This window comes from Campylobacter concisus (assembly GCF_003049735.1).
Classification (GTDB): domain Bacteria; phylum Campylobacterota; class Campylobacteria; order Campylobacterales; family Campylobacteraceae; genus Campylobacter_A; species Campylobacter_A concisus_AN.
In genome coordinates this window covers 498180-522730 of record NZ_PIRM01000001.1, presented here as the reverse complement: position 1 = coordinate 522730, position 24551 = coordinate 498180, and the positions used below count along the sequence as shown (strand labels likewise).

Below are 24551 nucleotides of genomic sequence, written 5' to 3'. Positions count from 1 at the left end.
TGATGCTAAGCGGTATCGGTGGATTTTCTAGTGTTGCTAAAAATTTTCAGTTAAATGAAAAACATAGCATAAAGAGTCAAATCATATATAAAAATGAAATCTCGCAGCCGGATACGGTCGAGCACAAATTTAACGAAGTTTTAGGCTATAAAGTCGATGAGGACGGATATTTTACGTCCGAATTTAATGAAGCCGCAGGTATCCCAAAGGACTACAAAATCCACTCAGATACCTTAAAATCGCTCGTGAACGTAAATGATAAGGCTATTGCATTTAATAAAATGTTTTCAAAAATCGACATAGCAAAAACCGCCCATAATGCATATAAAATTCTCTCCCAAGTAGCGGGCGACGAGCTACTAAACTCAAAAGAGAGCTTTACTAAAGAAGACCTTGCCAAATTTCCTCAAGGATACGAGTACGAGAAATCAAGTCTAAAAGTAACTAAAGTAAATAAAAACATCTACGACTATGCGTCGGCACGTAGCGCCTTTGACGATAAGTCTGGGAAAACCAACATGGAAACACTATTTTTTAATAGTTCATATCATGAGTTAACAACGACGCCGCAATATAAGCCGTCAACCAATATCTTTGATAACAATAACGGCGGCAAAGAGAGCGAAAATGTGAGCGTGTTTATAAATCCTCACGGCGAAAGATACACTAACTCTGACGGTAGTATAACCAAAGGAGGCTTGATAGCAGCCGTAATAAACTCAAATTTAGACGTACGAGAGGGCGAAACTACGGTTTGGGGCAAGATGCAAGGTTATGACAAAAGCATAAGCGGCAAAGAATACAGACAAAAGCTGGACGCCTTTATTGATTCGCGCAATATCTACGGCATCAAAGGAAGCGAGCTTGACGGGCTTAGCAAGGATTACCGAGAATATGTACTAACGTTTCAAAAAATGCAAGAGTCGCTTTTACCCGGTAGCACTGCCTTAAGCGGCAACTCTAACATAACTTCCGACGGCAAAGAATCAAAAAGCCTCTTTGAAATAATGCAAGAGGATATGAAAGAGGCGCAAAAACGTCTAGAAAAGCTAATAGAGCAAGAAAAGCGAACGCAAAAGATGCTGGGTAAAAACAGAAAATACGACAAAGAGCTAGAGCAAAATACTAGAAAAAATTTAGAAGAACTTCGGGCGATGATGAAATTTAACGATAAGAGCGTGGATATAAAGGCTTAAAAGGATTAATATGATAAGCGGCTTAAACGAATTTAACGCGAATGCAAATTTCGATTTTAGCGGTGCGCGCGGGCAAAATTTAAAAACACATGAGGAAAAAAAGAGGCGGATATAATGGGGCTTTTAAGAAAATTCAGTAAAATTGGGCTTAATGTAAAAGTCTAAGGAAATACTGTGAAAATACGAATCTACTACGAAGATACCGATGTGGGCGGCATAGTCTATCATACAAACTACATTAAATTTTGCGAGCGAGCTAGAAGTGAAGCATTTTTTCAGGCTGGATTAAATTTCACAAAAGAGGGTGGATGCTTTGTAGTTTCGTCGCTGGAGGCTAAATTTATAGCTTCTGCTGTGCTTGGCGATGAAGTATTTGTTAGAACCAAAATTTTAGAGCTTAAAAAAGCTAGCCTTGTTTTGGAGCAAGAAATTTATAAATTTGATGACAAAAATGACGAAAAGCTACTTTTTAGAGCGACGATTACGTTAGCCTTTATGAAAGAAGAGAAGCTTGCTAAGATAAATGACGAGATAAAGAAATTTTTGGAGAATTCTAAATTTTAGATCGTGGCTAAGTTTAGAAATTTGACTTTAGCCACTTTGTGCCTTTACATTGAGCTATTTTGATCGAGCAAAATTTCTTGATTTGCTTCGTCAAAGTGGTCGCCTTTTGCGTTATAAATTTTAACTCCATATAAGACTTGAGAGTTTTCAACTCTTTCGGTAAAAATTCTATCAGCACTTTTATCTATAAAATTTGTATATATATACTCGGCACCAAAAGCACTTGAATAGCCGATTTGTGAATATCTAAAATCTACATCAAAAAGATCACCAAGCCCCAAAAATAAGTCGTTAACAGGATTTAGTGAGTTTGCAATGAAAAGATTTTGTCTATCTCTTTGTGCGATGGCATTAAAGATATTTGGTAAAAAATTTATCTGTGTGCTTAAAAGTGCGTATGGCTTTATCTCAAAGCCCCTCATCTGCGTTGCTACAAGAGAAGCTTTGACGATTGGGATGTTTAAAAATATACTTGCATTATCAAATTTGGATTTTTTACTTAAAGTGTCGTTTAAATTTATATCTTTGCCTACGATAGAGGCTTCATGATAATCGCTACTTTGCATGCGGACATATTCATTTAGCTTTTGCCCTAATGAACTACCATCATCAAATGCAACTATTTTTTCGTTCGAGTAAGCTAGCAAAGCTGAAATTTGGTCTTTATAATCAATGCCACCAAAGATCAAATTTGGCTTTGGATTTATGATAAAAGAGCTATGAACGCTTGGAATGTAGATAAGCTCATTTGATAGAACTAGCGAATTTATAATGTTTGCACCATTTGATGTAAGGGCCGCGATAAAATAATTAAAACCTTGGGCTCTAGCCGTTTGCATAGCATTTGTAAGACTTTGTGGGCTTTCATCGTTGCTATTTATAAATTTGATCTCGATATCTGCGTCTTGCTTTAAGACATAGCTTAAGACTGCATTTGATACAACATTTGCATAAGATTTTATAATCTTTTGCGGAATGATTACAGCGATTTTGCCGCTTTTATTAACTTTTAAAATAGCTTCACCACCAAGAGAGATATAAAGCTCTAAAAGAGTGTTATCGTCTATTTTTGCTGGCTCAAATCTCGCCATAAAACTAGCCAGTAAATCAGCCTTGATAAGCTCATTTAAGCAGGCATTATCACAAAATTCTGGTTCTAAATTTATATAAGTAATCTTTGCTGGAGGTATGCTTGATAGACTTTGGTTTTTTGTAATATTACTCTCAAAATTTATCTCATCTTGCGATGCAAAAATAGTCGAAAAAATGGCTAAAAAAAGTAAAATTTTTCTCATATCACTCCTTTGATCTTTCTTAAATCATCTATAAAAATATTTTCAAAACTAGGATTTTTGCTGATCCACTCTGGCGAAAACGTTGGCAAAATAAGGCTATTTTCATTTTTTAAAATACTACCTCTTATGCTTGCAAATCCGCCTTTTAATAATAAATTTGGATATAAATGCATAAAAGCTTTCTCTCCTAAAGTCACGATTATCTTTGGCTTTATCAGCCTAATCTCTTCAAGCAAATAAGGACGACAAAGTTCAATAGAACGGCTTAAAATCGGACTTTTATCATCATTTTGTGAAATTTCACACCGAAGTAGAGAACTTATATAAATTTCTTTTATATCTAAATTCAAACTATTTTTTATGGCATTTTCTAAAAATTTTTTACTGTTATTTTCATAAGAATCATTTTTTTTAGAAAATAATATAAACATGATTTTGCTATTTTCATTGCCGATACCGGCTGTTACGCCTTTTGAGCTATTTCGCAAAGAGCAAAGAGAGCATTTTTTTACTTCGCGGTTTAGCTCATCAATATTGTTGTAATCATGATAATTGCTTAGACTAAGAAAATTTTTATCAATAAACTTATAGCCAATTAGTTTTAAGAAAAATAATTTTTTTAAAAGCCTATTGTCTTTATTAAAATTCATTTTTGGATTATAACTTGATTTGCTTAAAGTTTGAGTTATGGCTTTTTAAGCTAAGTTATTCAAAGGAATTTAAGTATTGCTTTGATAAAATCTCACTTTTTATATTAACTTTAAGGATAGAAATGAAAAGGACTTATCAACCTCATAAAACCCCTAAAAAACGTACTCACGGCTTTCGCTTAAGAATGAAAACTAAAAATGGACGAAAGGTAATAAACGCTAGACGTGCCAAAGGTAGAAAAAGATTGGCTGCTTAGCTGGTTTTGAGTCGTTAAGCGGCTCAAAAGAATTCTCTCAAGTTTATAAAGAGGCTAGCAAGTGGCATTGTGATGCTTGCATTATTTTTTATAAACCAACAAATGAAAAAAAAATAGCAGTAGTTGCTAGTAAAAAAGTAGGAAAAGCGGTAGTTAGAAATAGAGCTAAAAGACTTTTGAGAGCCGCTTTTTTTAACATTTCTAGTGAATTAAAAGATGGCACATATATTATGATCGCAAAAAATGGAATTACAGAAATTTCATTTGAAAAAATTTGTAAAAATTTAAGTTGGTCTACAAAAAAAATGGGATGTTTAAAATGAAAAAAATTGCGATTAAAGCTATCGCTTTTTATCAAAAATATATTTCCATACTTCTACCAAAAAGCTGTCGTTATTATCCGACTTGCTCACAATACGCGATTTGGGAATTTCAAACAAATAGTTTTTTTTCTGCTTTTTTTGCAACCTTCATGCGAATTTTAAAATGTAATCAGCTTTTTAAAGGCGGTATCAACTACCCAATCATCTACAAAAAATTTAACTTATGTTTTATATCTCAAAAAAGTGATACCAGAAATGTAAATTTTTGGTTTGTCCCTTGTCAGAATAGTAAATTTTATGTCGTAAAAGTATTAGATAAATTAAAGGAAAAAAAATAAAATGGAACACATGTCTATGCAAAAAAGGTTGCTTCTTGCAGCGCTTTTATCTATTGTTTTTTTTATAGTGTATGATTTTTTTATGCCAAAAAGAGTGGTGCCTGAGCAAAACCAAACTACAATCTCTCAAGCAATAGATCAAAATAAAGCTCCAAATACAAATCAAAATACACCAAAATCAAATGAAAATTTAGCTTCAAACGAGATAATAGCTACTATCAAAGGTCAAAGCTACGAAGCAAAAATAGATAAGCTAGGAAGAATTTCAAAATTCTATCTAACTGAAGATAAGTATAAAACAGAAGATGGCAACAAAATCGAGCTTGTTTCGCAAAATCCATTGCCACTTGAGCTTAGATTTAACGATAGTACTTTAAACACTGATGCCTTTAAGGTTGCATATAGTAGTGACGCTAGCGAGATAGATGCTAGCAGCGAGCCTAAAACGATAAAACTTACTCAAAATTTAGATGGAGTTACAGTCACAAAAAATATCAAATTTTACCCAAATGGCAGATATGAAGTTGAAGTAAATTTAAGTAAAAGTGTTGATTATTTCATCACTCCTGGCTTTAGACCAAATATCGCGATAGATAGCTACACAGTTCACGGCGTGATGCTTAGAAACACGGATGATAGCCTAAATATTATAGAAGATGGTGACGCCAAAGAGGTTAAAAACTATGTAAATACCACAATAGCGGCCGCATCTGATAGATACTATACGACGCTATTTTACTCATTTGAAAAGCCATTTGAAGTAGCCGTAGACAAAGATTCTAACAACAATCCTATTCTTTTTGTAAAGGCAAATGGTAATTTAAAATTAGGCGCATATATCGGACCAAAAGAGCATAAAATTTTAAGCTCAATGGACGAGAGACTAAACGACGTTATTGAGTATGGTTGGTTTACATTTATAGCAAAACCGATGTTTGCATTTTTGAATTTCTTACATAACTACATTGGCAACTGGGGTTGGGCGATAGTTGTGCTAACACTTGTTATAAGGATAGTTTTATTCCCACTTACATACAAGGGTATGCTATCTATGAATAAGCTTAAAGAGCTTGCTCCAAAGGTAAAAGAGCTTCAGACAAAATATAAAGATGATAAGCAAAAAATGCAAGTTCATATGATGGAGCTTTATAAAAAGCATGGTGCAAATCCGATGGGTGGCTGCTTACCAATCTTGCTTCAAATTCCAGTATTTTTTGCGATCTACCGCGTTTTACTAAATGCGATCGAGCTAAAAGGTGCTCCTTGGGTACTTTGGATACACGATCTTTCAGTAATGGATCCATATTTTGTATTACCTATTTTGATGGGTCTAACGATGTTTTTACAGCAGAAGCTTACACCAACGACATTTACTGATCCTATGCAAGAAAAGGTGATGAAATTTTTACCTCTTATATTTACATTTTTCTTCGTGACATTCCCAGCTGGTCTTACACTTTACTGGTTTGTAAATAACGTTTGCTCGGTTGTTCAGCAAGTATTTGTAAATAAACTTTTTGAAAAACATAAAAAAGCTGCGGAGGTAAAGGCTTAATGAAAATAGAAGCAAATACCCTTCAAGAGGCATTTCAAAAAGCAGCTGAGCAGCTTAACTGCTCAGTAACTCAGCTTGATATCAAAGTCTTGCAACATCCAAGAAGTGGCTTTTTGGGATTTTTTAAAAAGACAGCGATTATCGAAGCAAATTTAGAAAATCAGCCAAAGCCGAACAGGCCAAAAAATGATAGAAATTTTGCTAAAAAAAGTGATGAAAACGAATCTATAAAAGAAGAGAAAAAACAAGGCAAAAAACACGATCATAGTGATAAAAAGCGAGGCTCTAAAAAACATAGAGATGAAAAAAGCGAAACTAAATTTGAGCAAAAAGAGCATAAAAATGAAAAGTCAAATTTAAGTGAAAAAAATGAAGCTCTAGCTAAAGATGCATTTGCTCAAAAGAGTGAAGAAGTTGAAACGGGATATGTGATAAAGAGACTTGATGAGCCAAAAGAAATAAAGGAGTCACAAGCTAGTAAAAATGTTCCTAAAAATATTTTAGATAATTCTATTATTGAAAATTTTAATCAAACCGATGAAGATAGTGCGGCTCAAGCTTTACAAAAAGAAAAAAAAGAAAAAGCAACAATCGACTTTGATAAAATTTTACCTGAGATCAAAGAGGGCATGAACCGTCTTTTTAAGGCAAGTTGTTTTGATATTAGTAAAATTGAAGTTAGCAAATTTGACGATGAAACGGTGCTTATAGAGCTTGATGGAGCTGATGCGGCTCTACTTATAGGCAAAGAAGGTTATAGGTATAAAGCGATATCTTACATGCTTTATAACTGGCTAAACTCAAAATACAACCTTGCTATCCGCCTTGAAATCGCGCAATTTTTGCAAAATCAAGAAGCGATGATGGATCAATATCTAAATGGCGTGATCGAGCGTGTGCAAAATAGTGGTAGAGCTCAAACAAAGCCACTTGATGGGGTTTTGGTCAAGATCGCACTTGAGAAACTTCGCGATAAATTCCCAGATAAATATGTCGGCATAAAAAGTGGCAATGACGGCAAATTTGTCGTCGTAAATGACTTTTTCAAAAAATGAGTGAAACTATCGCAGCCCTTGCCACAGCTTATGGCATCGGCTCAGTTTCTATCGTAAGGCTTAGCGGCAAGGACGCCTTAGCCATCTCTTTAAAACTTCTTAAACTTTCAAATTTAGAGCCAAGATACGCAAAACTAGCCAAAATCTACTCCCTTGATGATGAAATTTTAGACGAGGGCATCGTTATATATTTTAAAGCCCCAGCAAGCTTTACAGGCGAGGATATCGTCGAATTTCAAACTCATGGTGGCGTGATGGTGAGTGAGAGAATTTTAAATGAGCTAATAAAGGCTGGCGCAAGGCTTGCTATGCCAGGCGAGTTTAGCAAGCGAGCATTTTTAAATGGCAAGATGGATCTAGCTAAGGCTGAGGCTATGCAAGGGCTCATCACTTCAAAAAGCGAGAACGCTGCTAAAATTTTGACCCGCCAGATGCAAGGCGATCTTAGTAAATTTGTAGGCGAGATCAGGGGCGAAGTGGTCAAAACTCTTGCCTTTGTTGAGACGATGATTGATTATGCTGATGATGATCTGCCTGCAAATTTACTAGAGCAGACCAAGCAGATGCTTTTAAAAAATAGTGAGAAGCTAGAGCGCATAGCCGCACTTAGTGAGCAAAGAAGAGGGCTAATAGATGGCTTTAAGATCGCCATCGTTGGTAAGCCAAATGTTGGCAAAAGCTCCATTTTAAACTCATTTTTGGCATACGAGAGGGCGATCGTTAGCGACGAGGCGGGCACGACCAGAGATAGGATAGAAGAAAATTTCAAGATCGGCTCACATCTGGTTCGCATAATAGATACCGCTGGCATTAGAAAAGATGCTGGAAGGATCGAGCAAATCGGCATAAACTACTCAATCTCGGCTATAAACGAGGCTGACATTATCCTGGCTGTCTTTGACGGCTCAAATCCAAGCGATGAGCAAGACAAAGAGATAATCAAGCTCGTTTCTAACTCAAACAAAAAAGCCTTTTTTATCCTAAACAAAAGCGATCTGGCATTTAAATTTGACATAAATTTGGACGGTGCTATCAAAATTTCAGCAAAAACCGATACGAGTGTAGTTTTAAAAAAGCTCGAGGAATATCTCAAGACGCAAGACACCGACGAGATCATGCTAAGCTCAAACCGCCAAATTTTAAGCTGCAAAGAGGCGAGCGAGGCTTTAAAAAGAGCGTTAAATTTGCTTGCCGAGTCTGAGCTCGAGCTTTTTGCTTATGAGCTAAATGCGGCGATAGAGCAAATCTCGTCAATCACGAAGCCGTTTGAAAGAAGCGAAATTTTAGACGAAATGTTTAGCAGCTTTTGCCTGGGTAAGTGAGCGAATTTATCTTAAAGGAGAAAACAATGAAAAAAATTCTATCAGTCGTCGCTTTGGCGGCGTTATTTAGCGGTTGTGCGCCTTTGCAAGATAATCTAACGGGTACGGACTCATCCGAACCAAAGTGGAGTAAGTATTTTGAAAACGACGGCAACCTCGGCAATATCGCGTTTTACTCGGAAAATTTAAGCAAAACTTACGCGCTAAAAGACGGCGACGTCATCGGTATGGCGATCGTAAAAAGGGCCGATATGGCGCTGAAACTGGGCGATATGTATGCGCTAAACGGGCTTTCGTTTACGGTACTTGAGCTTGATGACAAGGAAAAATTCGGCTATCGCTACGTAAATATGCGCGATAAAGCCGAGCATGAAGCCCTAAAAAAGGCAAAAACGGTCAAATTTTATCAGTTTGGCGGCGGCATATTAGAGAGCGTAGTTTTTAGCGCGGACTCGGGCGCCGTGTGTGAGAGTTTTGCGGAGGACAAGACGGTAAAAGCTCATGCGGTGACTAATTATTACGATAAAGAAAGCGTCGACAATAACGAATTTTTCGCGACCCTGATGGATATCGGAGTGAAAAAAGGCAAAAGCGCCGAGATCAAAAATCTAGACTTTAAATTTTTCGTTAGCGACGGCAAGCTTGCTAGTACACAAACGCGGGCTCGCTCGGCGGATTTTAGAAGCAAAGTCATAGACGCCGACGCTAAAAAACAGGAGCAAATCCTATCAAACATCGTGTGCGCCGCGCCTAAAAACTGATCGCTTTTATCAAATTTAAACGCGAGCGCGAGATGAAAAAATTATTTCTAGCGGCTGTCGCAGCCTTGGTATTTAGCGGTTGCGCGGCCATTACAGGCGAGATGGGCGGCGAGAGAGCGTGGCGTACATATATGGAAAACGACGCTAGCATACAGCAGATCGGGTTTATAACCGAGACTACGGTCTATGAGATGAGCGGCGGCAAAAAAGAGGAAAAATTCGGCGACTACATGGGTAGGGCCGAGGTGAAATCGCCTGGCGAGAGCGACTCGGCGAGCCAAAATCTAGGCTGGGTTTATGCAAGCGGCGACGGCGTAAAAACTCTGATAGTGATTGATCTGGATAGCGGTAGAAATGTAGATTTGAGCGATAAAGACGAGATAAAAAAGCTACAAAACTCAAAGAAATTTAAGTTTTACGAATTTGGCGGCGGGATCCTTGAGAGCGTGGTTTATAGCGCGCAAAAATCTCCTGTTTGCAAGGCGTTTTTTGGCGGCGAACCTATAAGCGCTAGAAGCGTGACGAACTACTACGTGGGCGCGTCTGACGAGTTTTTCGCTACCGTGATCGACGCGAAGATAGTCGGAAACAAAGGCTTTGAGATAAAAAATTTAGACTTTAAATTTAACCTGCCTAGCAGCAAGCTAGCCGAGGTTAAAGAGCAGGCGACTTCTGCGAAATTTAGACAAGACGTCATCGATCAAGACCTCAAAAAGCAAGGGCGTATCCTGCTAAACATACTTTGCTACTATAGTATGCCGAGCAAGTAGGCATTTGCGGCGGGTAATCGCCTGCTGAATTTGACGGAGTATCGGACTTTCTTGCGTCAAATTTAGGGTTCTAGTATGCTTAAATTTTTATTTTCCACAGCTAGTTCAAATTTGGCATTTGTCTAAAATTTGAGCCGTTCACCAAGACCCGTACCGCAAAAATGCTAATTTTTCGGTTGAATTTATAGCCGAATCAATAACTACAAATATAACATTTTAGCTTGCTATATGAAGTTTAGACTCTTATTTTATTCGTCAAATTTGTTCTGTTTTCGCTCCTTTGGTTTATCATCTTTTTATGCAAATTTAAGTAAAATCAACCAAAATTTTTTAAAGGCCAAAAATGGATAAAGCTACCATACAAGCACATAAAATCAGCGACGAAGAGTATGAAGAGATCTTAAAAATTTTAGGACGCGAGCCAAATTTACTAGAGCTTGGCATATTTTCAGCGATGTGGAGTGAACACTGCAGCTATAAATCAAGTAAAAAATACCTAAACGGCTTTCCGACAAAAGCTCCTTGGGTCATCCAAGGACCTGGTGAAAATGCCGGCGTCATCGACGTTGGTGACGGGGTTGCGGCTGTTTTTAAGATGGAAAGTCACAACCATCCAAGCTTTATCGAGCCGTTTCAAGGTGCTGCCACTGGCGTTGGTGGAATTTTAAGAGATGTTTTTACGATGGGCGCAAGAGTTGTTGCGAACATGAACTCGCTTCGCTTTGGCGAGATAAGAGGCGATAGCGAGCTAGCAAAAAAGCATAGATATTTGTTAAAAGGAAGTGTCGCAGGTATCGGACACTATGGTAACTGCATGGGTATTCCAACTATCGGCGGCGAAACTACGTTTGATCCTAGCTTTAATGGCAATATCCTAATCAACGCCTTTGCGCTTGGGCTTTGCAAAAGTGATGAAATTTTCTACGGCAAGGCTGAAGGTGTTGGTAACCCAGTCATTTACGTGGGCTCAAAGACCGGCAGAGACGGACTTGGTGGCGCTGTTATGGCAAGCGATAGCTTTAACGACGAGAACAAATCACTTCGCCCAACGGTGCAAGTGGGTGACCCATTTGCCGAAAAGCTACTCATGGAAGCTTGCTTAGAGCTCTTTAAAAAAGACTACATCATCGGCATCCAAGATATGGGTGCGGCAGGGCTTACAAGCTCTAGCTTTGAGATGGCTGGCAGAAGCGGTAGTGGTATGAAGATGTATCTAGATCGCGTGCCGATGCGTGAAGTTGGTATGACGCCTTATGAGCTAATGCTAAGTGAGTCTCAAGAGCGTATGCTAATATGTGCCAAAAAGGGCTACGAGCAAAAGGTGCTTGAAATTTTTAGAAAGTGGGACCTTGATGCTGAGATCATCGGCGAGGTCACAAGTAGCGGTGTGATGCAGCTTTACTGGCATGGTGAGCTAGCAGGTGAAATTCCTATCGGCCCACTTAGCGAGGCAGCTCCGGTGCTTGATCGCCCAGTTGCACGTCCAAAATACCTTGATGAGATTGCAAATTTAAAAATTCCAAATAATGTTGATAATAAAACTGCATTTTTCAAGCTTTTAAAAGAGCCAGAGGTACTAAATAAAAGCTTTATCTACGATCAATACGACGCAAATATTCAGACAAATACTATAAAACAGCCTGGTCACTTAGGCGCCGCAAGTATTAGGGTAAAAGGCACTAAAAAGGCCGTCTCTATGGCTGCGCAGTGCGATCCTAGAGCAAATTTTGTTGATCCAAAAATTGGCGCTGCAAGAGCAGTTGCTGCAGCTGGCAGAAAGGTAGCGATGAGTGGCGCTGTGCCACTTGCGATCACCGACTGCCTAAACTACGGCAACCCGCAAAATCCAGAGGTTATGTGGCAGTTTAAAGAGGGATGTGAAGGCATAAAAGAGGCTTGCCGTGAGCTAAATACGCCAGTCGTTAGCGGCAACGTGAGCCTTTATAACGACACTGACGGCGTTAGCGTCTATCCAACACCAGCTATCGTCACAGTTGGCGTAAATGAAGATGCAAATTTAAACCTAAAAAGCACATTTTTAAGCGAGGGCAGGGCGATTTACTTGCTTGGCGAGACAAGTGGTGAATTTGCTGCTTCACTTTACGCAAAGGCGCTATTTAACGTGGTTGGTGGAAAGCTAAAAGAGGTTGATTATAAAGCTGAGCGAGCCCTTTGGGACCTAGTGATTGAAGCAAATAAAGAACAAATTTTAGAGTTTGCAAATAGCGTAGGTGTGGGCGGTCTTGCTATTACGCTAGCAAAAATGGCTAGCATCTCAAACATCGGCGTAAATTGCGAAGTGAAATTTAAAGAGCCAAATTTCATCTTTGATGAAAGCTTTTCAAGAGCAGTCGTAGGAGTGAAAGACGAGGCTAAATTTGAAGCGCTTGCTGCTAAATTTGGTGTAAAATTTGAAAAGATCGGCGTTAGTGGTGGCAGAAGATTTAAGCTAAACGACATTGATGAGAGCATGGATGAGATAAGAGAAATTTATCTAAATGAGTTTGCAAAAATCGTTAGAAAAGAGGATTAAGAAATGGCTTTAAAAAAGAGCAAGGTCGCTGAGGCTGAAAATGAGCAAAAGGAAACAGAACAAGTTGAAAAGCGAGGCGTAGCAAAGCCGCCAGTACTTTTTAGTAAGACGCAAAATTTAATAAAATCAATCGAAAAAAGACTAAACGCTACCTTGATAACTTACTATAATTCAAATGCTGGTAGTGTTTGCGGCAACGATGCAAGTGCTATGTATGAAATTTTAAAGGGTAAAAAGATAGATACTGCTTATCTTTTTATAAAAAGTGACGGCGGAAGTGGTATCGCCGCTCTTAGGATCATCACCACACTTAGAAATTACTGCAAAAATTTAATAGCTCTAATACCTGCAAACTGCGCTTCAGCTGCTACTATGATGGCACTTGGCGCAAATGAGATCGTCATGGGCCCACTTGCCTATCTAACGCCTGTTGATACATCACTCAAACACGAGCTTAGTCCGACAAACAAAGGCAATGAGCTTGTGAGCGTTTCGATGGACGAACTTAGTCGTGTGGTCAAGCTTTGGAAAGAGCAAGACAAAGATAGGCCAAACGACACAAACCCTTATAATTCGCTTTATGAGTATATTCATCCGCTAGTCTTTGGTGCGGTTGACCGTGCTAGCTCGCTATCGCTTAAGATTTGCACCGAGCTTCTTAGGTATCACATCGATGATGATAAAAAGATCGTAGAAATTTCTGAAAGGCTAAATGGCGACTATCCAGCTCATGAATATCCGATCCTCTTTAGAGAGGCGCACGAGATCGGCCTTCATGTAAAAAAGATGGATGATGATCTAAATGAAATGCTTCAAGAGTTAACGCTACTTTACTCTGAGATGGGTCAGCGAGCTTTTACTGACTATGACGAAAATAGCTATCACGATAACAATATCGCAAACATCATTGAAACAAATGGCAAGCAAATTTATTATCAGATAGACAAAGACTGGTTTTACCGCCCTGAAGAGCGTCGCTGGAATGTGATGAATGACGAGAGCTCTTGGCGTAAAAACGAGCTAGTAAATGGCAAAATAAAAAACACCATCTATCACTTGTGGTAATATGTCTGGAGTCCTGTTTTTACTGATATTAGGCGGTGCGATATTTCTCTTTATGAATGTCCAAATAGGTAGTAACCGCAAGAAACAAGCAGATGTAGATGAGGCTAAATTTCTAGTCTCACTGCTTGCAAAAGTAGCTAAAAGTGACGGCAGAGTTAGCGAGCTAGAGGCTAGGCTGATCACTCAAGTGCTAGATGATCTAAGCCAGAAAGTTAGTGGCGTTAGCGGTGTGCGTGAGTATCTAAAAGAGGTCTATAATAGTCAAAAAGAAAATGTAGATAACGCCTACGAAACCGCCAGAAACTATAAGCGTGCGTTTAATCTAAACTACGATATTTGTGTCGCCAGACTCACATTTTTTCTAAATTTAGCTTATATTGATGGTGAGTTTAATGCAAGCGAGCAAGCTGTCATTAGAAATATCGCTTATGGATTTGGCATTGACAAAGATACGCTTGATGAGATTATCTTAAAATTTGATAATTTTTATAGTTCAAGATTTAAAACAAATTCTAATACCGGTATAGAAAAAAACGATCCATTTGAGGTTTTAGGACTTAGTAAGAGTGCAAATTTTGATGAGGTAAAGCTTCGTTATAAAGAGCTTGTTAGACAGTATCATCCCGATATTTTGATGGGTAGGGGAGAGAGTAAAGAGGTTATAGAGCGCTCAACTAAGAAGCTTCAGGAGATAAACGAGGCTTATGGGCGATTAAAAGAGAAATTTGGAGCTTAGATGAAGAAAATTGCTATTTTGCTGCTAGCGGTGGCTGGCTTTTGTAATGATTTTAAAGTGGTAAATGTCGATGGAAAAGAGATAAAATTTAAGCTTACGCAAAGCGAGCTTTATCAAGATCAAAGGTTGGTCATCAACAACTATGATGTTAAAGATAGCAATGTGAGCATAATATTTGTCGATAAAGATGGCAATAAGAGCGACATTATGTCAGTTCAAGCAAAAAAATTAAATGAAATTAGTGAGTATATCTTTTCGTATGATCGCGGCATAAAGGTAATGAAATTTAGCTCGAAAAAGCCGATATGCGAGGCGATTGAGAAAGAGGAACCTGTAAATTTAAGCGTATTAGATGCGAGATATTTTGATGGCAATCAAATTTCAAGCTATGCCTTTAGCGTTGATATTGTTGGTCAAAAGCGTGAAAACTTTGTAGAGAGAAAAGACTATTATATAGATGCAGCTGCAAATGTTATGGTTACACTAGAAGCCTTATCGATAAAGAATATCGCAAAGGATATAAAAATGGGGCAGCTTCTGCTTGTAAAAGGTATGTGTTTAACAAAAAGATAAAAATTCATAAAGGAGAAAAAATGAGAGCATTGCTTAGCGTTAGCGATAAAGAGGGCATTGTAGAGTTTGCAAAGGGGCTAGAAGAACTTGGCTGGCAGATACTTTCAACTGGTGGCACCTATAAACTTTTAAAGGCTGAGGGCGTCAAAGCCACTGAGGTTAGCGAATTTACGGCGTCGCCTGAGATGTTTGAGGGCAGGGTAAAGACGCTTCATCCAAAGATACATGGTGGCATTTTGCATAAACGTGAAGACGCTACGCACGTGGCTCAGGCAAAAGAGCATGGCATAGAAGGAATTGATCTAGTTTGTGTAAATTTATATCCATTTAAAGAGACTACAATTAGGACTGATGACTTTGCTGAGATCATCGAAAATATCGACATCGGCGGCCCAGCTATGGTAAGAAGTGCAGCTAAAAATTTTAAAGACGTGCTTATCGTTACAAGCGTGCTTGATTATGACGAAATTTTAAAGCGCCTAAAAGAGAAAAGCGATGATTTTGAGTTTAGAAGATCGCTGATGATAAAGGCATTCGAGCACACAGCAGCTTATGATAGTATGATCGCAAACTATATGAATGATAGATTTAATGGCGGTTTTGGCGATGCTAGATTTATCGTGGGAAGCAAGGTTTTTGACACAAGATACGGAGAAAATCCACACCAAAAAGGCGCACTTTATGAGTTTGATTATTTCTTCACAAACAACTTTAGAGCCCTAAAAGGCGAGGCAAGTTTCAATAACATGACCGATATAAATGGCGCATTAATGCTTGCAACTAGCTTTGATGACGCGCCAGCAGTGGCTATCATCAAGCACGCTAATCCTTGCGGCTTTGCGGTAAAAGATACATTGCTTGAGAGCTACGAGGCTGCGCTTAAATGCGATCCGATCTCAGCTTACGGCGGTGTAGTCGCTATAAATGGTACACTTGATGAAAAGCTAGCTAAAAAGATAAATGAAATTTATGTTGAGGTAATAATCGCTGCAAATGTTGATGATGCTGCGCTTAAAGTATTTGAGAGTAAAAAACGCATCAAAATTTTCACTCAAGACAATAAATTTTTAGTTCGCTCAAATGATAAATTTGACTTTAAGCACGTTGATGGTGGATTTGTATTTCAAGAAAGAGACTATGTAAAAGACGAAGAGCTTGAAAATATGAAGCAAATGAGTAAGAAATTTGCAACTGGTAGCGAGCTAAAGGACGCTCAGATTGCGTGGAAAGTGGCTGCGCTAACGAAGAGCAACTGTGTAGTTTATGTAAAAGATGGCGCTATGGTAGCTATTGGCATGGGTATGACAAGCCGTGTGGATGCTGCACGTGCGGCCGTGGCAAAGGCAAAAGAGCTAAAGATCGATCTAAGTGGCTGCGTGCTTGCTAGTGAGGCGTTCTTCCCATTTAGAGATAGCATCGACATCGCTAGCAAAGTGGGCGTAAAATGCGTCATCGAGCCAGGCGGTAGTATCAGAGATGATGAGGTGATAGAGGCTGCCGATGAGCATGGCATGTCGCTATATTTCACTGGCGTTAGACACTTCTTACACTAAAATTTAGGGGCGCTTGCCCCTTTCTTCACACTTTATAACTTTAATTTTCGTATAATCTTTCAAAAATGAAAGGAGATAGAATGAAAAAGATCTTAAAATTTATCTTAATGGCGGCAGTGTTTTTTGGTCTAAATTTGATGGCAAAGGATGAGCTTATAAAGGAGCAGACGATGGCAGGACAAAATTTAAAAGAAATTTATCTAGCAGGTGGTTGCTTTTGGGGTATGCAGGGATATTTTAAAAAGATATTTGGCGTAGTGGATACAAAGGTAGGCTATGCAAATGGCAAGAGCGAAAATACTAGCTACCGCGAGCTTCATGAGAGCGATCATGCTGAGGCACTTTATGTAAAATACGACGAAAATAGAGTCGCTTTGGCTGAAATTTTGGCTCATTTTTTTAGAGTAATCGACCCGACATCGCTAAATAAACAAGGCAATGACGTCGGTAGGCAGTATAGAAGCGGAATTTACTATGTGAGCGAAAGTGATCTGCCAACGATAGAGAGCTTTATGAAAATAGAGCAAAAGAAATTTAAAGATAAGATCGTGGTTGAGGTAGCGCCACTTAAAAATTTCGTCTTAGGTGAGGAGTATCATCAAGATTATCTTGATAAAAATCCTTTTGGATATTGTCATATCGATCTAGGTTTAGCTGATAAACCGCTTTACGATGAAGCGAAATTTAAGCCGCTTAGTAAAGATGAGCTAAAGAAAAATTTAAGTAGCGAGCAGTATGCCGTGACGCAAGAAGCAGCGACTGAGAGGCCATTTAGCAGTGAGTATGATAAATTTGATCAAAAAGGCATTTATGTAGATATAACGAGCGGAAAGCCACTTTTCTCAAGTGCAGATAAATTTGATGCAGGATGTGGCTGGCCAAGCTTTACAAAGCCTATCACGACAACAGCTCTTTCATATAAGGAGGACAACTCGTTTATGATGAAAAGGGTCGAAGTTAAGTCTCAAAATAGTGACGCGCACCTCGGGCATGTCTTTGACGATGGCCCAAGCGATAAGGGTGGGCTAAGATATTGCATAAATGGTGCTAGCCTTAAATTTATACCGCTTGAAGATATGGCTAGGCTTGGATACGAGGAATTTATACCTTACGTAAAATAGCTTTTGTTGAAGCAAATCAATAGTTTGAAAAGTTTAATCAGAGTATAATTCTCCAAAATTAAAAGGAGAAAAAATGAGCGATTTTTTCAAAAACGCAGAGCAGTTTAATGTCGATGGTGCAACCGTGCCATTTTATAAATTTAGTGAAAATGGTGTAAATTTTGTTGGCTTTGATTCACGTCCTTGCGTACCGCCAGAGCCAATGGTCAATGCATTAATCGCTATTAAATTTGCTGATAAAAACACAAAAATTATGATGCTAAATCATAAATTTCCAGCCGGTCTTATACCAAAGATAGATAAGAGCTTTGACATAGAGCGTGAAGATATAGATGGTGGGGCTGTAAAGATGATTTTTAGCCTAAAAGACGGTGCAAACATAGAAGACGTAGATACGAGTCTTTGCCACTAAGATGCTTTTAAATACTTACGCACCACCATTTAAGTTAGTCGGTGGATATTTTATTGCTGGAATTTTCTTTTTAGCATTAAGTGTGCCGGCATTCTTTTATGCAGATTTTGATGCTATCAGCTCACTAAATACAGCTGGTTTTTTGCATATATTTTTTGTTGGTTTTGTTATGAGTATTATCATCGGAGCACTTTATCAGCTAACTTCAGTCATCTTAGAAAAGCCATTTTTTACAGCAAAAGGTGCTATTTTAAATTTGGCTATTTTTTGTCTATCATTGCTGGGCATGTGCTACGGGATGTTATTTTCTGAGGCTAAAATTTTACAAATTAGTGGAGTTTTTCTTTTTTGCTCACTTGCCTTTTTTGCTACGACTTATGCACTAAGCTTTATGGATAATGAAAAAAAGAGCTTTGCGGCCTTTGCGCTTTTTGTTTCAGCTATCTTTTTGGTAATTGGAATAACGCTTGGTTTTTGCTTGCTTATGATACTTAGTGGCACGCTGATGCTTGATTTTGAGATGACACTAAAATTTCACGTCTATTTTGTGCTAGGTTTTGTATTTCTTGTGATACTTGGAGCTGCTAGCGTACTCTTACCTATGTTTGCATTGGCTCACGATCTAAAATTTACACTTAGCAAGGCCTCACTAGCATGCTATATTGTGGGTGGCATCTTACTAGCTTTTAATGAAAATTTATCTATTTTGTTAATATGTGTGGCAGCTTTACTTTTTATAGCTCAAGCGCTTTATATTTTAAAAAAACGCGTTAGAAAGGCGTATGATTACTGGAATGTAAATATCATGCTTTCGTTGGTTGCTTTGCTTGGTGCTGCTGTTTTTATAGCTTTAGGCAAATTAAATTTAGCTGCATATTTTTTAATATATGGCTTTTTGTTTGCTTTTATCGTAGCTCATCTTTACAAGATCGCACCATTTCTAATATGGTATCACTACGTAGCACCTTTTGTCGGAAAGGTAAAAGTGCCACTTCTTGATGCCATGATACTAAAAAAGATAGCCTATTTTGGTATAGCTTTTAATGCTATCTCGCTTCTTTGCTATCTTCTCTCAACTTGCTTTGAACTAGAAATTTTAGTGCAAGCTGGTATGATGTTTATAGCTCTTAGTATAGTTTTACTATCGATAAATATAATAAATATTTTTAGATTTACTGGTTTTAAAGGATAAAAAATGAAAGAAAAAATTTATAACGCACTGTCAAATATCGTTGATCCAGAAGTTGGCTTTGATATCGTTTCGCTCGGACTTATATATGATGCGAGCTGCGATGAAAATGGCAAAGCAAAAGTTACTATGACGCTTTCAACCAAATCTTGCCCGCTACACGAAATGATACTTGGCTGGGTAGAAACAGCCGTGCTTGATATAGAAGGCGTCAAAGAGTGTGAGATAGACCTTGTTTGGGAGCCTGAGTGGAATATACAAATGGCAAGCGATTTTGTAAAAGCACAACTTGGAGTTTAAATTTTAAGCTTTTAGATTTGAAAGTTTGTAAATTTTTAATAAGCTAGAGAGCAAAAGCTCTCTAGAAATTTTAAGGAGTTTGTTTTTTATTAGTCCATTTGATGGCGCATAAATGATGGCACATCAAGTTGTGACATATAGTCTTCGTCATATCCACCACTAACTTTTTTAAGTCTTAATATACGCTCTTTTTTTATGATATCGCTTGTAGTAGAAGTTTGTACTTCATCTTTTTTTTCAGTTTCTTTTTGTGAGCTTTGAAAACCTGTTGCTATTATTGTAACTTCAACCTTATTATCTTCTATTTTGTCATCAGTTGTTGTACCAAATATAATTTCAGCATCTTCATCTGCTGCCTCATGAATAATACTCATTGCATTATTGATATCAGCTAGTGGGCAACTAGGGCTTATTCTAAAATGAACTAAAATACCAAATGCACCATTTATTGTCATGTTATCAAGAAGCGGCGATTGTATTGCATTTTTTATAGCTTCTTGTGCTGCATCTTCTCCACTTGCTTCGCCAACACCCATTAAAGCTAGTCCTCTATGGCTCATAATCGTTCTAACATCTGCAAAGTCTAGGTTTATGTCGCTTTTTCCTGAATCAAGCACGATTGTACTCATACCATTAACGGCTCTTGCAAGCACTTCATCGACCATTTCAAAGCTTTCTTTTATACCAGCATTTTTATCAATTAGTGTTAAGAGTTTATCGTTTGGAATGACTACAATAGAATCGCTTTCTTTTCTAAGTTCTTCAAGGCCACAATCAGCCAATTTTCTACGTTTTTTTCCTTCAAACATAAAAGGCATAGTAACAACCGCAACTGTTAGTGCACCAATATCTTTTGCAGCTTGAGCAACTACTGGAGCTGCACCTGTACCAGTTCCACCACCAAGTCCTGTACCAATGAAAACTATATCTGATGTCTCAAGTGCACTTTTTACTTCATCATAGCTCTCTTCAGCAGCGGCTTTTCCTATTTCAGGTCTCATGCCTGCACCTAGACCTTTTGTTGTCTTTTCTCCAAGCTGTATTTTTGTATGTGCAAGAGAATTTTCAAGAGCCTTAGCATCTGTATTAGCAACAATAAGATCTATATTTAAATTTGGATTAACTCTTATTATGTGGTTGACCATATTGCCACCACCTCCACCTACACCTACGACCTTTATCTTTGCACCATAGATGCTTTTATTTTCTTCTACTGTGAAGCTACTCATTTTTGAAATTCTCCTTAAAATAATTGTGTAATACTATACCAAAATTTTGCAAAAGCATTTGGCTTTTTTTCTTGTTTGCTAATATCTGCAATATTGGCAAGCTCTTCTTTATTTTTTGATTTATTTGCTATTTCTAATTCAAAATCTTTATCAGAAAAACTATCCTCTTTTTCATTTGGATCCTGCACCTCTTGTCCAAAATTTTGTATGTTTTCTTCTTCTACAAAAACATTTCTAAAATTTGCTTTTGGTTTTGAGGCTATTTCCCCTTGGTATCTCATTTTTTTCTCAGAATCAATCTCGTATGGACTAAAATTACCAGCACCATACAAACAAAGCCCTATAGCACAAGAATTTGCTGGGTCTCTTAAAATTTCAAATAATCCATCCATTTCTTTTGGTTTTGCTATACGAACTGGCATTTTATCAAATATCGCAGATGCAAGATCCCTAATACCTTCTAGCTTAGTCATACCGCCAGTAAGTATTATTCCAGCACCAATGCTATCTTTATAGCCGCTATCTTCTAGCATCTTAGCAAGTACCATAAGGGTTTCTTCTGCTCTGGCATATATAACATTTGATATTATGTCTAGTGAAACTTCGTGGCTTTTTGTTTCATCTCCAAGGATCGGGAGCTCTATTAAATCAACTGACTTATTTATTAAAGCGCCATAACCTAATTTTATCTCTTCTGCCTTTGGAAGAGGTGTATGTAGAGCCATAGAAAGATCATTTGTAATGTTTGCTGAGCCAACAGGTAAAAATTCATTGTATCTTATAGAATTTCCAGAATGTACTACAAGATTACAAGTAGCACCACCCATATCAACAAGTGCGGCACCAAGTTCTTTCTCATCTTTTGTTAATGTTGCTATTGCAGAAGCATATCCTGAAAGAACTATGTTATCTAGTTGAACGCCTGCTAAATTTACGGCTTTTCTTAGGTTGCTAATAGATGATTTTTGTACTGTAACAATATGTGTTTGTACTTCTAGCCTACTACCATTCATGCCTATTGGATCTTCAATATGTTCTTGCCCATCTACTTTAAAATTATAAGGAAGAACATGTAATTTTTCATATTCATGAGGTATATCAGCTGTATGATCGGCCATTTGCATAGCACGCTCGATCTCTTTTATGCCTATTTCATGATTTGGTATATTTACTACACCACTACTGTCAACGCTTTTTGTATACGCACCAGAAATAGAAACTATGACTTTTTCATAGCGTGTTCCAGCAACTCTTTGTGCTTCTATTAATGCATTTTTTATAGACTTTGCAGCTTGCTCAATATTGGTTATAACGCCTTTTCTTATTCCTTGTGTTTTTTCAGTTCCAATTCCAATTATCTTAATACCATTTTCGTCATGTTGTGCTATTACTGCACAAATCTGGAAAGAGCCGATATCTATACCTAAAATTTTTGTACTCAAGATAAATTACCTTTTGATATATTCTTTAATTTCATAGTATTTTTTTAGTTTGTTTGTTAAATCTTTTATTAGCTCATTATTTTTAAGCATTGTAACGTTTTGCCGTGTTATTTGCTTATAGTTATTGTCTATATTATCTACAAGCAACCTTTGTTCCAAAATATCGTATATAACGGCCTTATCTTCTAATATAACATAATCTTTTTTATTGTTAGTTTCAAAAAGTTGAGAAACAAAAGCTCTAGTTTCACTTTCATTTAGTCCTGAGATAGAGCTATTTATATCTCTACTGATAAAGTCTATATCAGTTCCTTTGAAATTTTGTAAAGACTCTTTTGCCATAGTTGTTAAGTTTTCTTTTTTCTTTTTATCTTTGTAAATTTCAAGTACCATTGCTCTTGCTTGTTCAAAACTCATAGGCTGTGGAGGAGTTATACTTTTTACCCTAACTATTAAATATCCATCTTTATATGTAAATGGTTTTATAACCTCACCAACTTTTGCCCCTTTTATTTCATCAAGTGAGAATGTTGCATTATCTTCATTTATACTAACAAATCCATTTGTTGCAAGCTCAGCTTTTTTGATAGAGGTATATTTTTTTAAAGCATCAGTCTTACTTTTTTCGATATTGTAGTCTTTGACAACTTCAGTCTTTACTTCGTCAAATGATTTGATCTTATCATCAGAGCCTTTATATCTCTCCTTATTTTCGTTGTAGTAGTCACTCAAAGTAGTTTGATTTACATCATTTTTATTTGACTCTATAAAGTATGTTTCTAGACCGTATATAGTCTTTGTCATATAGTTGTTTTTATTTGTTTCCCAAAGATCCTTTAGCTCTTTTTCATCTATTTTTATATCACTTTGATTAGCATTTATTATCTGTATTGCTAATTTATCTTGCATAAAAAAGCTTGCTTCCATCATTGCAATGTCTTCTTTATTTGCTGGTAAATTTAAAATAGTTCTAAGCTTATCAAGCAGTATTGTTAGTTTTAAATTTTCTTCAAAATCGGTTGGATTTATTCTGGCCCTTCTTAAAATATCGTAGTATAAATTTTTATCAAAAGCACCATCTTTTTGAAATGTTGGATCAACGATTATATATTTTAAAATATCATCTTTGCTAACACTAAGACCTATATCGTCTGCAAAGTTTAACAGTAAATTCTCTTGAATTGTAGCCTGAAGTGCAGCATTTTGTAATCCTAACTCATTAGCCTTTTCTTGCGTTAATTTACCATCAAAAAGATTATTGTAGTATTGATACAAACTATCGTATTTTTGTTGCAGTTCTTGAATGCTTATATTTCTGTGTCCTACTTTTGCAACTGAAGTGGCTCGATTGCTATTTAAATCATATGCTCCCCAGCCTACAAAGCCTGCTCCAACAAAGGCTATTGTACTTACCCAAATGGTAACAACTAGGTATTTTTTATGTTTTTGCATCCAAGACAACATTAAATTTTCCTTTAAAAGACTAACGAAATTTGTATGATATATTATATAAAATTGCCTTAAATAAGCTTAAAATAGGGGCTTTAAAAATATCTTTGTGGAGGATTTTGCTAACAATTTTTTAGTATTGTTAGCAAAATTTTAAATACTATAATCGCTATAACCACTAGTTAAATGAAGCAATTTGCAGCTATTTTCTAGTAAAGCTATCTCTTTTGCAAGAAGCTGAGGGCTTCTACTGTAGGCATAAATGCCATATCCTTTAATGATAATAATGTTTGTGTTTTTTTCTAGCATATATCTATAAATTTCAGTTTCTGCACGTTCATACCAGTCATCATATTGTTTTGGATCATAAACAGAAATTTTATCAAATCTCATATACCCAAAATAATCTTTCGGTACAATTTTTTCATGTTTCATTGCGTAGGCAGTTGCGTATGGTGGCATCGCGTAGCAAACAAATCTCGCCTCATTTATATTTTTATAAATATTTAAGTGTATATCAGCATCAAGACTAGCTTCATTCCAACGATAGTCTTTTTTTGATGAAAGAAGTGTCAAGTCATCATCCTTTAAATTATCAAAAATGGCATTTTGTTTATTGATTATAAATTGATTTTTTTCGACTCTTGCTGAAATTGAGCCGTGAAAGACGCCAAAAAAATTCTTTCTAAACATAGAAAGTGATATTGTTTTTATCTCATTTATTGAGTGTTCTAGCTCCATTTTTTCTCCTACATTTAAGCGATTATATTTAAGCTATCTTAAAATTTATGTAAAATTTTGTGTAATGATAGCTTTTTAAGTAAAATTTCGATAAATTTTCCACACTATTTACTATAAAGAGG

General features: G+C 37.0%; 25 protein-coding genes. 19 read left to right on the top strand and 6 right to left on the bottom strand.

Annotation, left to right across the window (positions count from 1 at the left end; all coding sequences use genetic code 11):
• The first annotated feature begins 2 nt into the window (after window positions 1-2).
• Together CVS97_RS02640 and CVS97_RS02635 are read left to right on the top strand one after the other, a co-directional pair.
• Window positions 3-1196 carry a Cj0814 family flagellar-dependent secreted protein gene (locus tag CVS97_RS02640; RefSeq protein ID WP_107784982.1) on the top strand — a complete coding sequence of 398 codons (1194 nt, stop codon included), beginning with the start codon at window positions 3-5 and terminating at the stop codon, window positions 1194-1196.
• Between the two features lie 174 nt (window positions 1197-1370).
• Entirely contained in the window at window positions 1371-1760 is a 390-nt protein-coding gene (locus tag CVS97_RS02635; protein ID WP_107784981.1) for a YbgC/FadM family acyl-CoA thioesterase, read from the top strand.
• 44 nt (window positions 1761-1804) lie between these two features.
• Here the strand turns inward: CVS97_RS02635 and CVS97_RS02630 are convergent, their stop codons facing one another.
• Window positions 1805-3055: a hypothetical protein gene (locus CVS97_RS02630; protein WP_107784980.1), complete on the bottom strand. Its 1251-nt coding sequence runs from the start codon at window positions 3053-3055 to the stop codon at window positions 1805-1807.
• On the bottom strand, window positions 3052-3705 hold the full coding sequence (locus CVS97_RS02625; RefSeq protein ID WP_072594908.1) for a uracil-DNA glycosylase: 654 nt from the start codon (window positions 3703-3705) through the stop codon (window positions 3052-3054). The genes CVS97_RS02630 and CVS97_RS02625 overlap by 4 nt, the downstream gene beginning before the upstream one ends.
• Before the next feature lie 122 nt (window positions 3706-3827).
• On the opposite strand from CVS97_RS02625, the gene rpmH reads away from it, so the two are divergent.
• The 17 genes from rpmH to CVS97_RS02540 all read left to right on the top strand — a co-directional run bounded on the left by rpmH (window position 3828) and on the right by CVS97_RS02540 (window position 19568).
• Window positions 3828-3962, top strand: a complete 135-nt coding sequence (rpmH, locus tag CVS97_RS02620) for a 50S ribosomal protein L34 (RefSeq protein WP_002940373.1) — start codon at window positions 3828-3830, stop codon at window positions 3960-3962.
• Entirely contained in the window at window positions 3950-4285 is a 336-nt protein-coding gene (gene rnpA / locus CVS97_RS02615; protein WP_080658720.1) for a ribonuclease P protein component, read from the top strand. Before rpmH ends, rnpA begins: the two co-directional genes overlap by 13 nt.
• The gene (gene yidD / locus CVS97_RS02610) at window positions 4282-4623 is read left to right on the top strand and encodes a membrane protein insertion efficiency factor YidD (protein WP_107784979.1); all 342 of its coding nucleotides are present in this window, start codon (window positions 4282-4284) and stop codon (window positions 4621-4623) included. The genes rnpA and yidD overlap by 4 nt, the downstream gene beginning before the upstream one ends.
• Window position 4624: 1 nt before the next feature.
• Window positions 4625-6178 carry a membrane protein insertase YidC gene (gene yidC, locus CVS97_RS02605; RefSeq protein ID WP_107784978.1) on the top strand — a complete coding sequence of 518 codons (1554 nt, stop codon included), beginning with the start codon at window positions 4625-4627 and terminating at the stop codon, window positions 6176-6178.
• Window positions 6178-7233 (top strand): Jag N-terminal domain-containing protein, encoded by a 1056-nt coding sequence (locus CVS97_RS02600; protein ID WP_107784977.1) that lies wholly within the window; start codon window positions 6178-6180, stop codon window positions 7231-7233. The genes yidC and CVS97_RS02600 overlap by 1 nt, the downstream gene beginning before the upstream one ends.
• Entirely contained in the window at window positions 7230-8555 is a 1326-nt protein-coding gene (gene mnmE, locus CVS97_RS02595) for a tRNA uridine-5-carboxymethylaminomethyl(34) synthesis GTPase MnmE (protein ID WP_107784976.1), read from the top strand. The genes CVS97_RS02600 and mnmE overlap by 4 nt, the downstream gene beginning before the upstream one ends.
• A 26-nt stretch (window positions 8556-8581) precedes the next feature.
• Window positions 8582-9316: a hypothetical protein gene (locus CVS97_RS02590; protein ID WP_107784975.1), complete on the top strand. Its 735-nt coding sequence runs from the start codon at window positions 8582-8584 to the stop codon at window positions 9314-9316.
• Window positions 9317-9348: 32 nt separating this feature from the next.
• Complete coding sequence (locus CVS97_RS02585) at window positions 9349-10086, top strand: hypothetical protein (RefSeq protein WP_107784974.1); 738 nt, start codon at window positions 9349-9351, stop codon at window positions 10084-10086.
• Window positions 10087-10429: 343 nt separating this feature from the next.
• Window positions 10430-12619, top strand: a complete 2190-nt coding sequence (gene purL, locus CVS97_RS02580; protein ID WP_107784973.1) for a phosphoribosylformylglycinamidine synthase subunit PurL — start codon at window positions 10430-10432, stop codon at window positions 12617-12619.
• A gap of 3 nt (window positions 12620-12622) precedes the next feature.
• The gene (locus CVS97_RS02575) at window positions 12623-13684 is read left to right on the top strand and encodes an SDH family Clp fold serine proteinase (protein ID WP_107784972.1); all 1062 of its coding nucleotides are present in this window, start codon (window positions 12623-12625) and stop codon (window positions 13682-13684) included.
• Window position 13685: 1 nt separating this feature from the next.
• On the top strand, window positions 13686-14420 hold the full coding sequence (locus CVS97_RS02570; RefSeq protein WP_107784971.1) for a TerB family tellurite resistance protein: 735 nt from the start codon (window positions 13686-13688) through the stop codon (window positions 14418-14420).
• A complete protein-coding gene (locus CVS97_RS02565; protein WP_107784970.1) occupies window positions 14421-14993 on the top strand; it encodes a hypothetical protein in 573 nt (190 codons plus the stop codon).
• 20 nt (window positions 14994-15013) lie between these two features.
• Window positions 15014-16546 carry a bifunctional phosphoribosylaminoimidazolecarboxamide formyltransferase/IMP cyclohydrolase gene (purH, locus tag CVS97_RS02560; protein ID WP_107784969.1) on the top strand — a complete coding sequence of 511 codons (1533 nt, stop codon included), beginning with the start codon at window positions 15014-15016 and terminating at the stop codon, window positions 16544-16546.
• 80 nt (window positions 16547-16626) lie between these two features.
• Window positions 16627-17667 (top strand): peptide-methionine (R)-S-oxide reductase MsrB, encoded by a 1041-nt coding sequence (gene msrB, locus CVS97_RS02555; RefSeq protein ID WP_103579685.1) that lies wholly within the window; start codon window positions 16627-16629, stop codon window positions 17665-17667.
• Window positions 17668-17740: 73 nt separating this feature from the next.
• Complete coding sequence (locus CVS97_RS02550; RefSeq protein WP_107784968.1) at window positions 17741-18079, top strand: hypothetical protein; 339 nt, start codon at window positions 17741-17743, stop codon at window positions 18077-18079.
• 1 nt (window position 18080) lies between these two features.
• Window positions 18081-19271: a peptidase M50 gene (locus CVS97_RS02545; RefSeq protein WP_107784967.1), complete on the top strand. Its 1191-nt coding sequence runs from the start codon at window positions 18081-18083 to the stop codon at window positions 19269-19271.
• A gap of 3 nt (window positions 19272-19274) precedes the next feature.
• Window positions 19275-19568 (top strand): metal-sulfur cluster assembly factor, encoded by a 294-nt coding sequence (locus CVS97_RS02540; RefSeq protein WP_021091019.1) that lies wholly within the window; start codon window positions 19275-19277, stop codon window positions 19566-19568.
• A gap of 89 nt (window positions 19569-19657) precedes the next feature.
• On the opposite strand, the gene ftsZ is transcribed toward CVS97_RS02540, so the two are convergent.
• The 4 genes from ftsZ to CVS97_RS02520 all read right to left on the bottom strand — a co-directional run bounded on the left by ftsZ (window position 19658) and on the right by CVS97_RS02520 (window position 24429).
• A complete protein-coding gene (gene ftsZ / locus CVS97_RS02535) occupies window positions 19658-20797 on the bottom strand; it encodes a cell division protein FtsZ (RefSeq protein ID WP_084041479.1) in 1140 nt (379 codons plus the stop codon).
• A 14-nt stretch (window positions 20798-20811) separates the two neighbouring features.
• Window positions 20812-22239: a cell division protein FtsA gene (gene ftsA, locus CVS97_RS02530; RefSeq protein ID WP_103593172.1), complete on the bottom strand. Its 1428-nt coding sequence runs from the start codon at window positions 22237-22239 to the stop codon at window positions 20812-20814.
• A 6-nt stretch (window positions 22240-22245) separates the two neighbouring features.
• Window positions 22246-23703 carry a peptidylprolyl isomerase gene (locus tag CVS97_RS02525; RefSeq protein ID WP_107784966.1) on the bottom strand — a complete coding sequence of 486 codons (1458 nt, stop codon included), beginning with the start codon at window positions 23701-23703 and terminating at the stop codon, window positions 22246-22248.
• Window positions 23704-23841: 138 nt separating this feature from the next.
• A complete protein-coding gene (locus CVS97_RS02520; RefSeq protein ID WP_021090776.1) occupies window positions 23842-24429 on the bottom strand; it encodes a class II aldolase and adducin N-terminal domain-containing protein in 588 nt (195 codons plus the stop codon).
• Window positions 24430-24551: the final 122 nt, after the last annotated feature.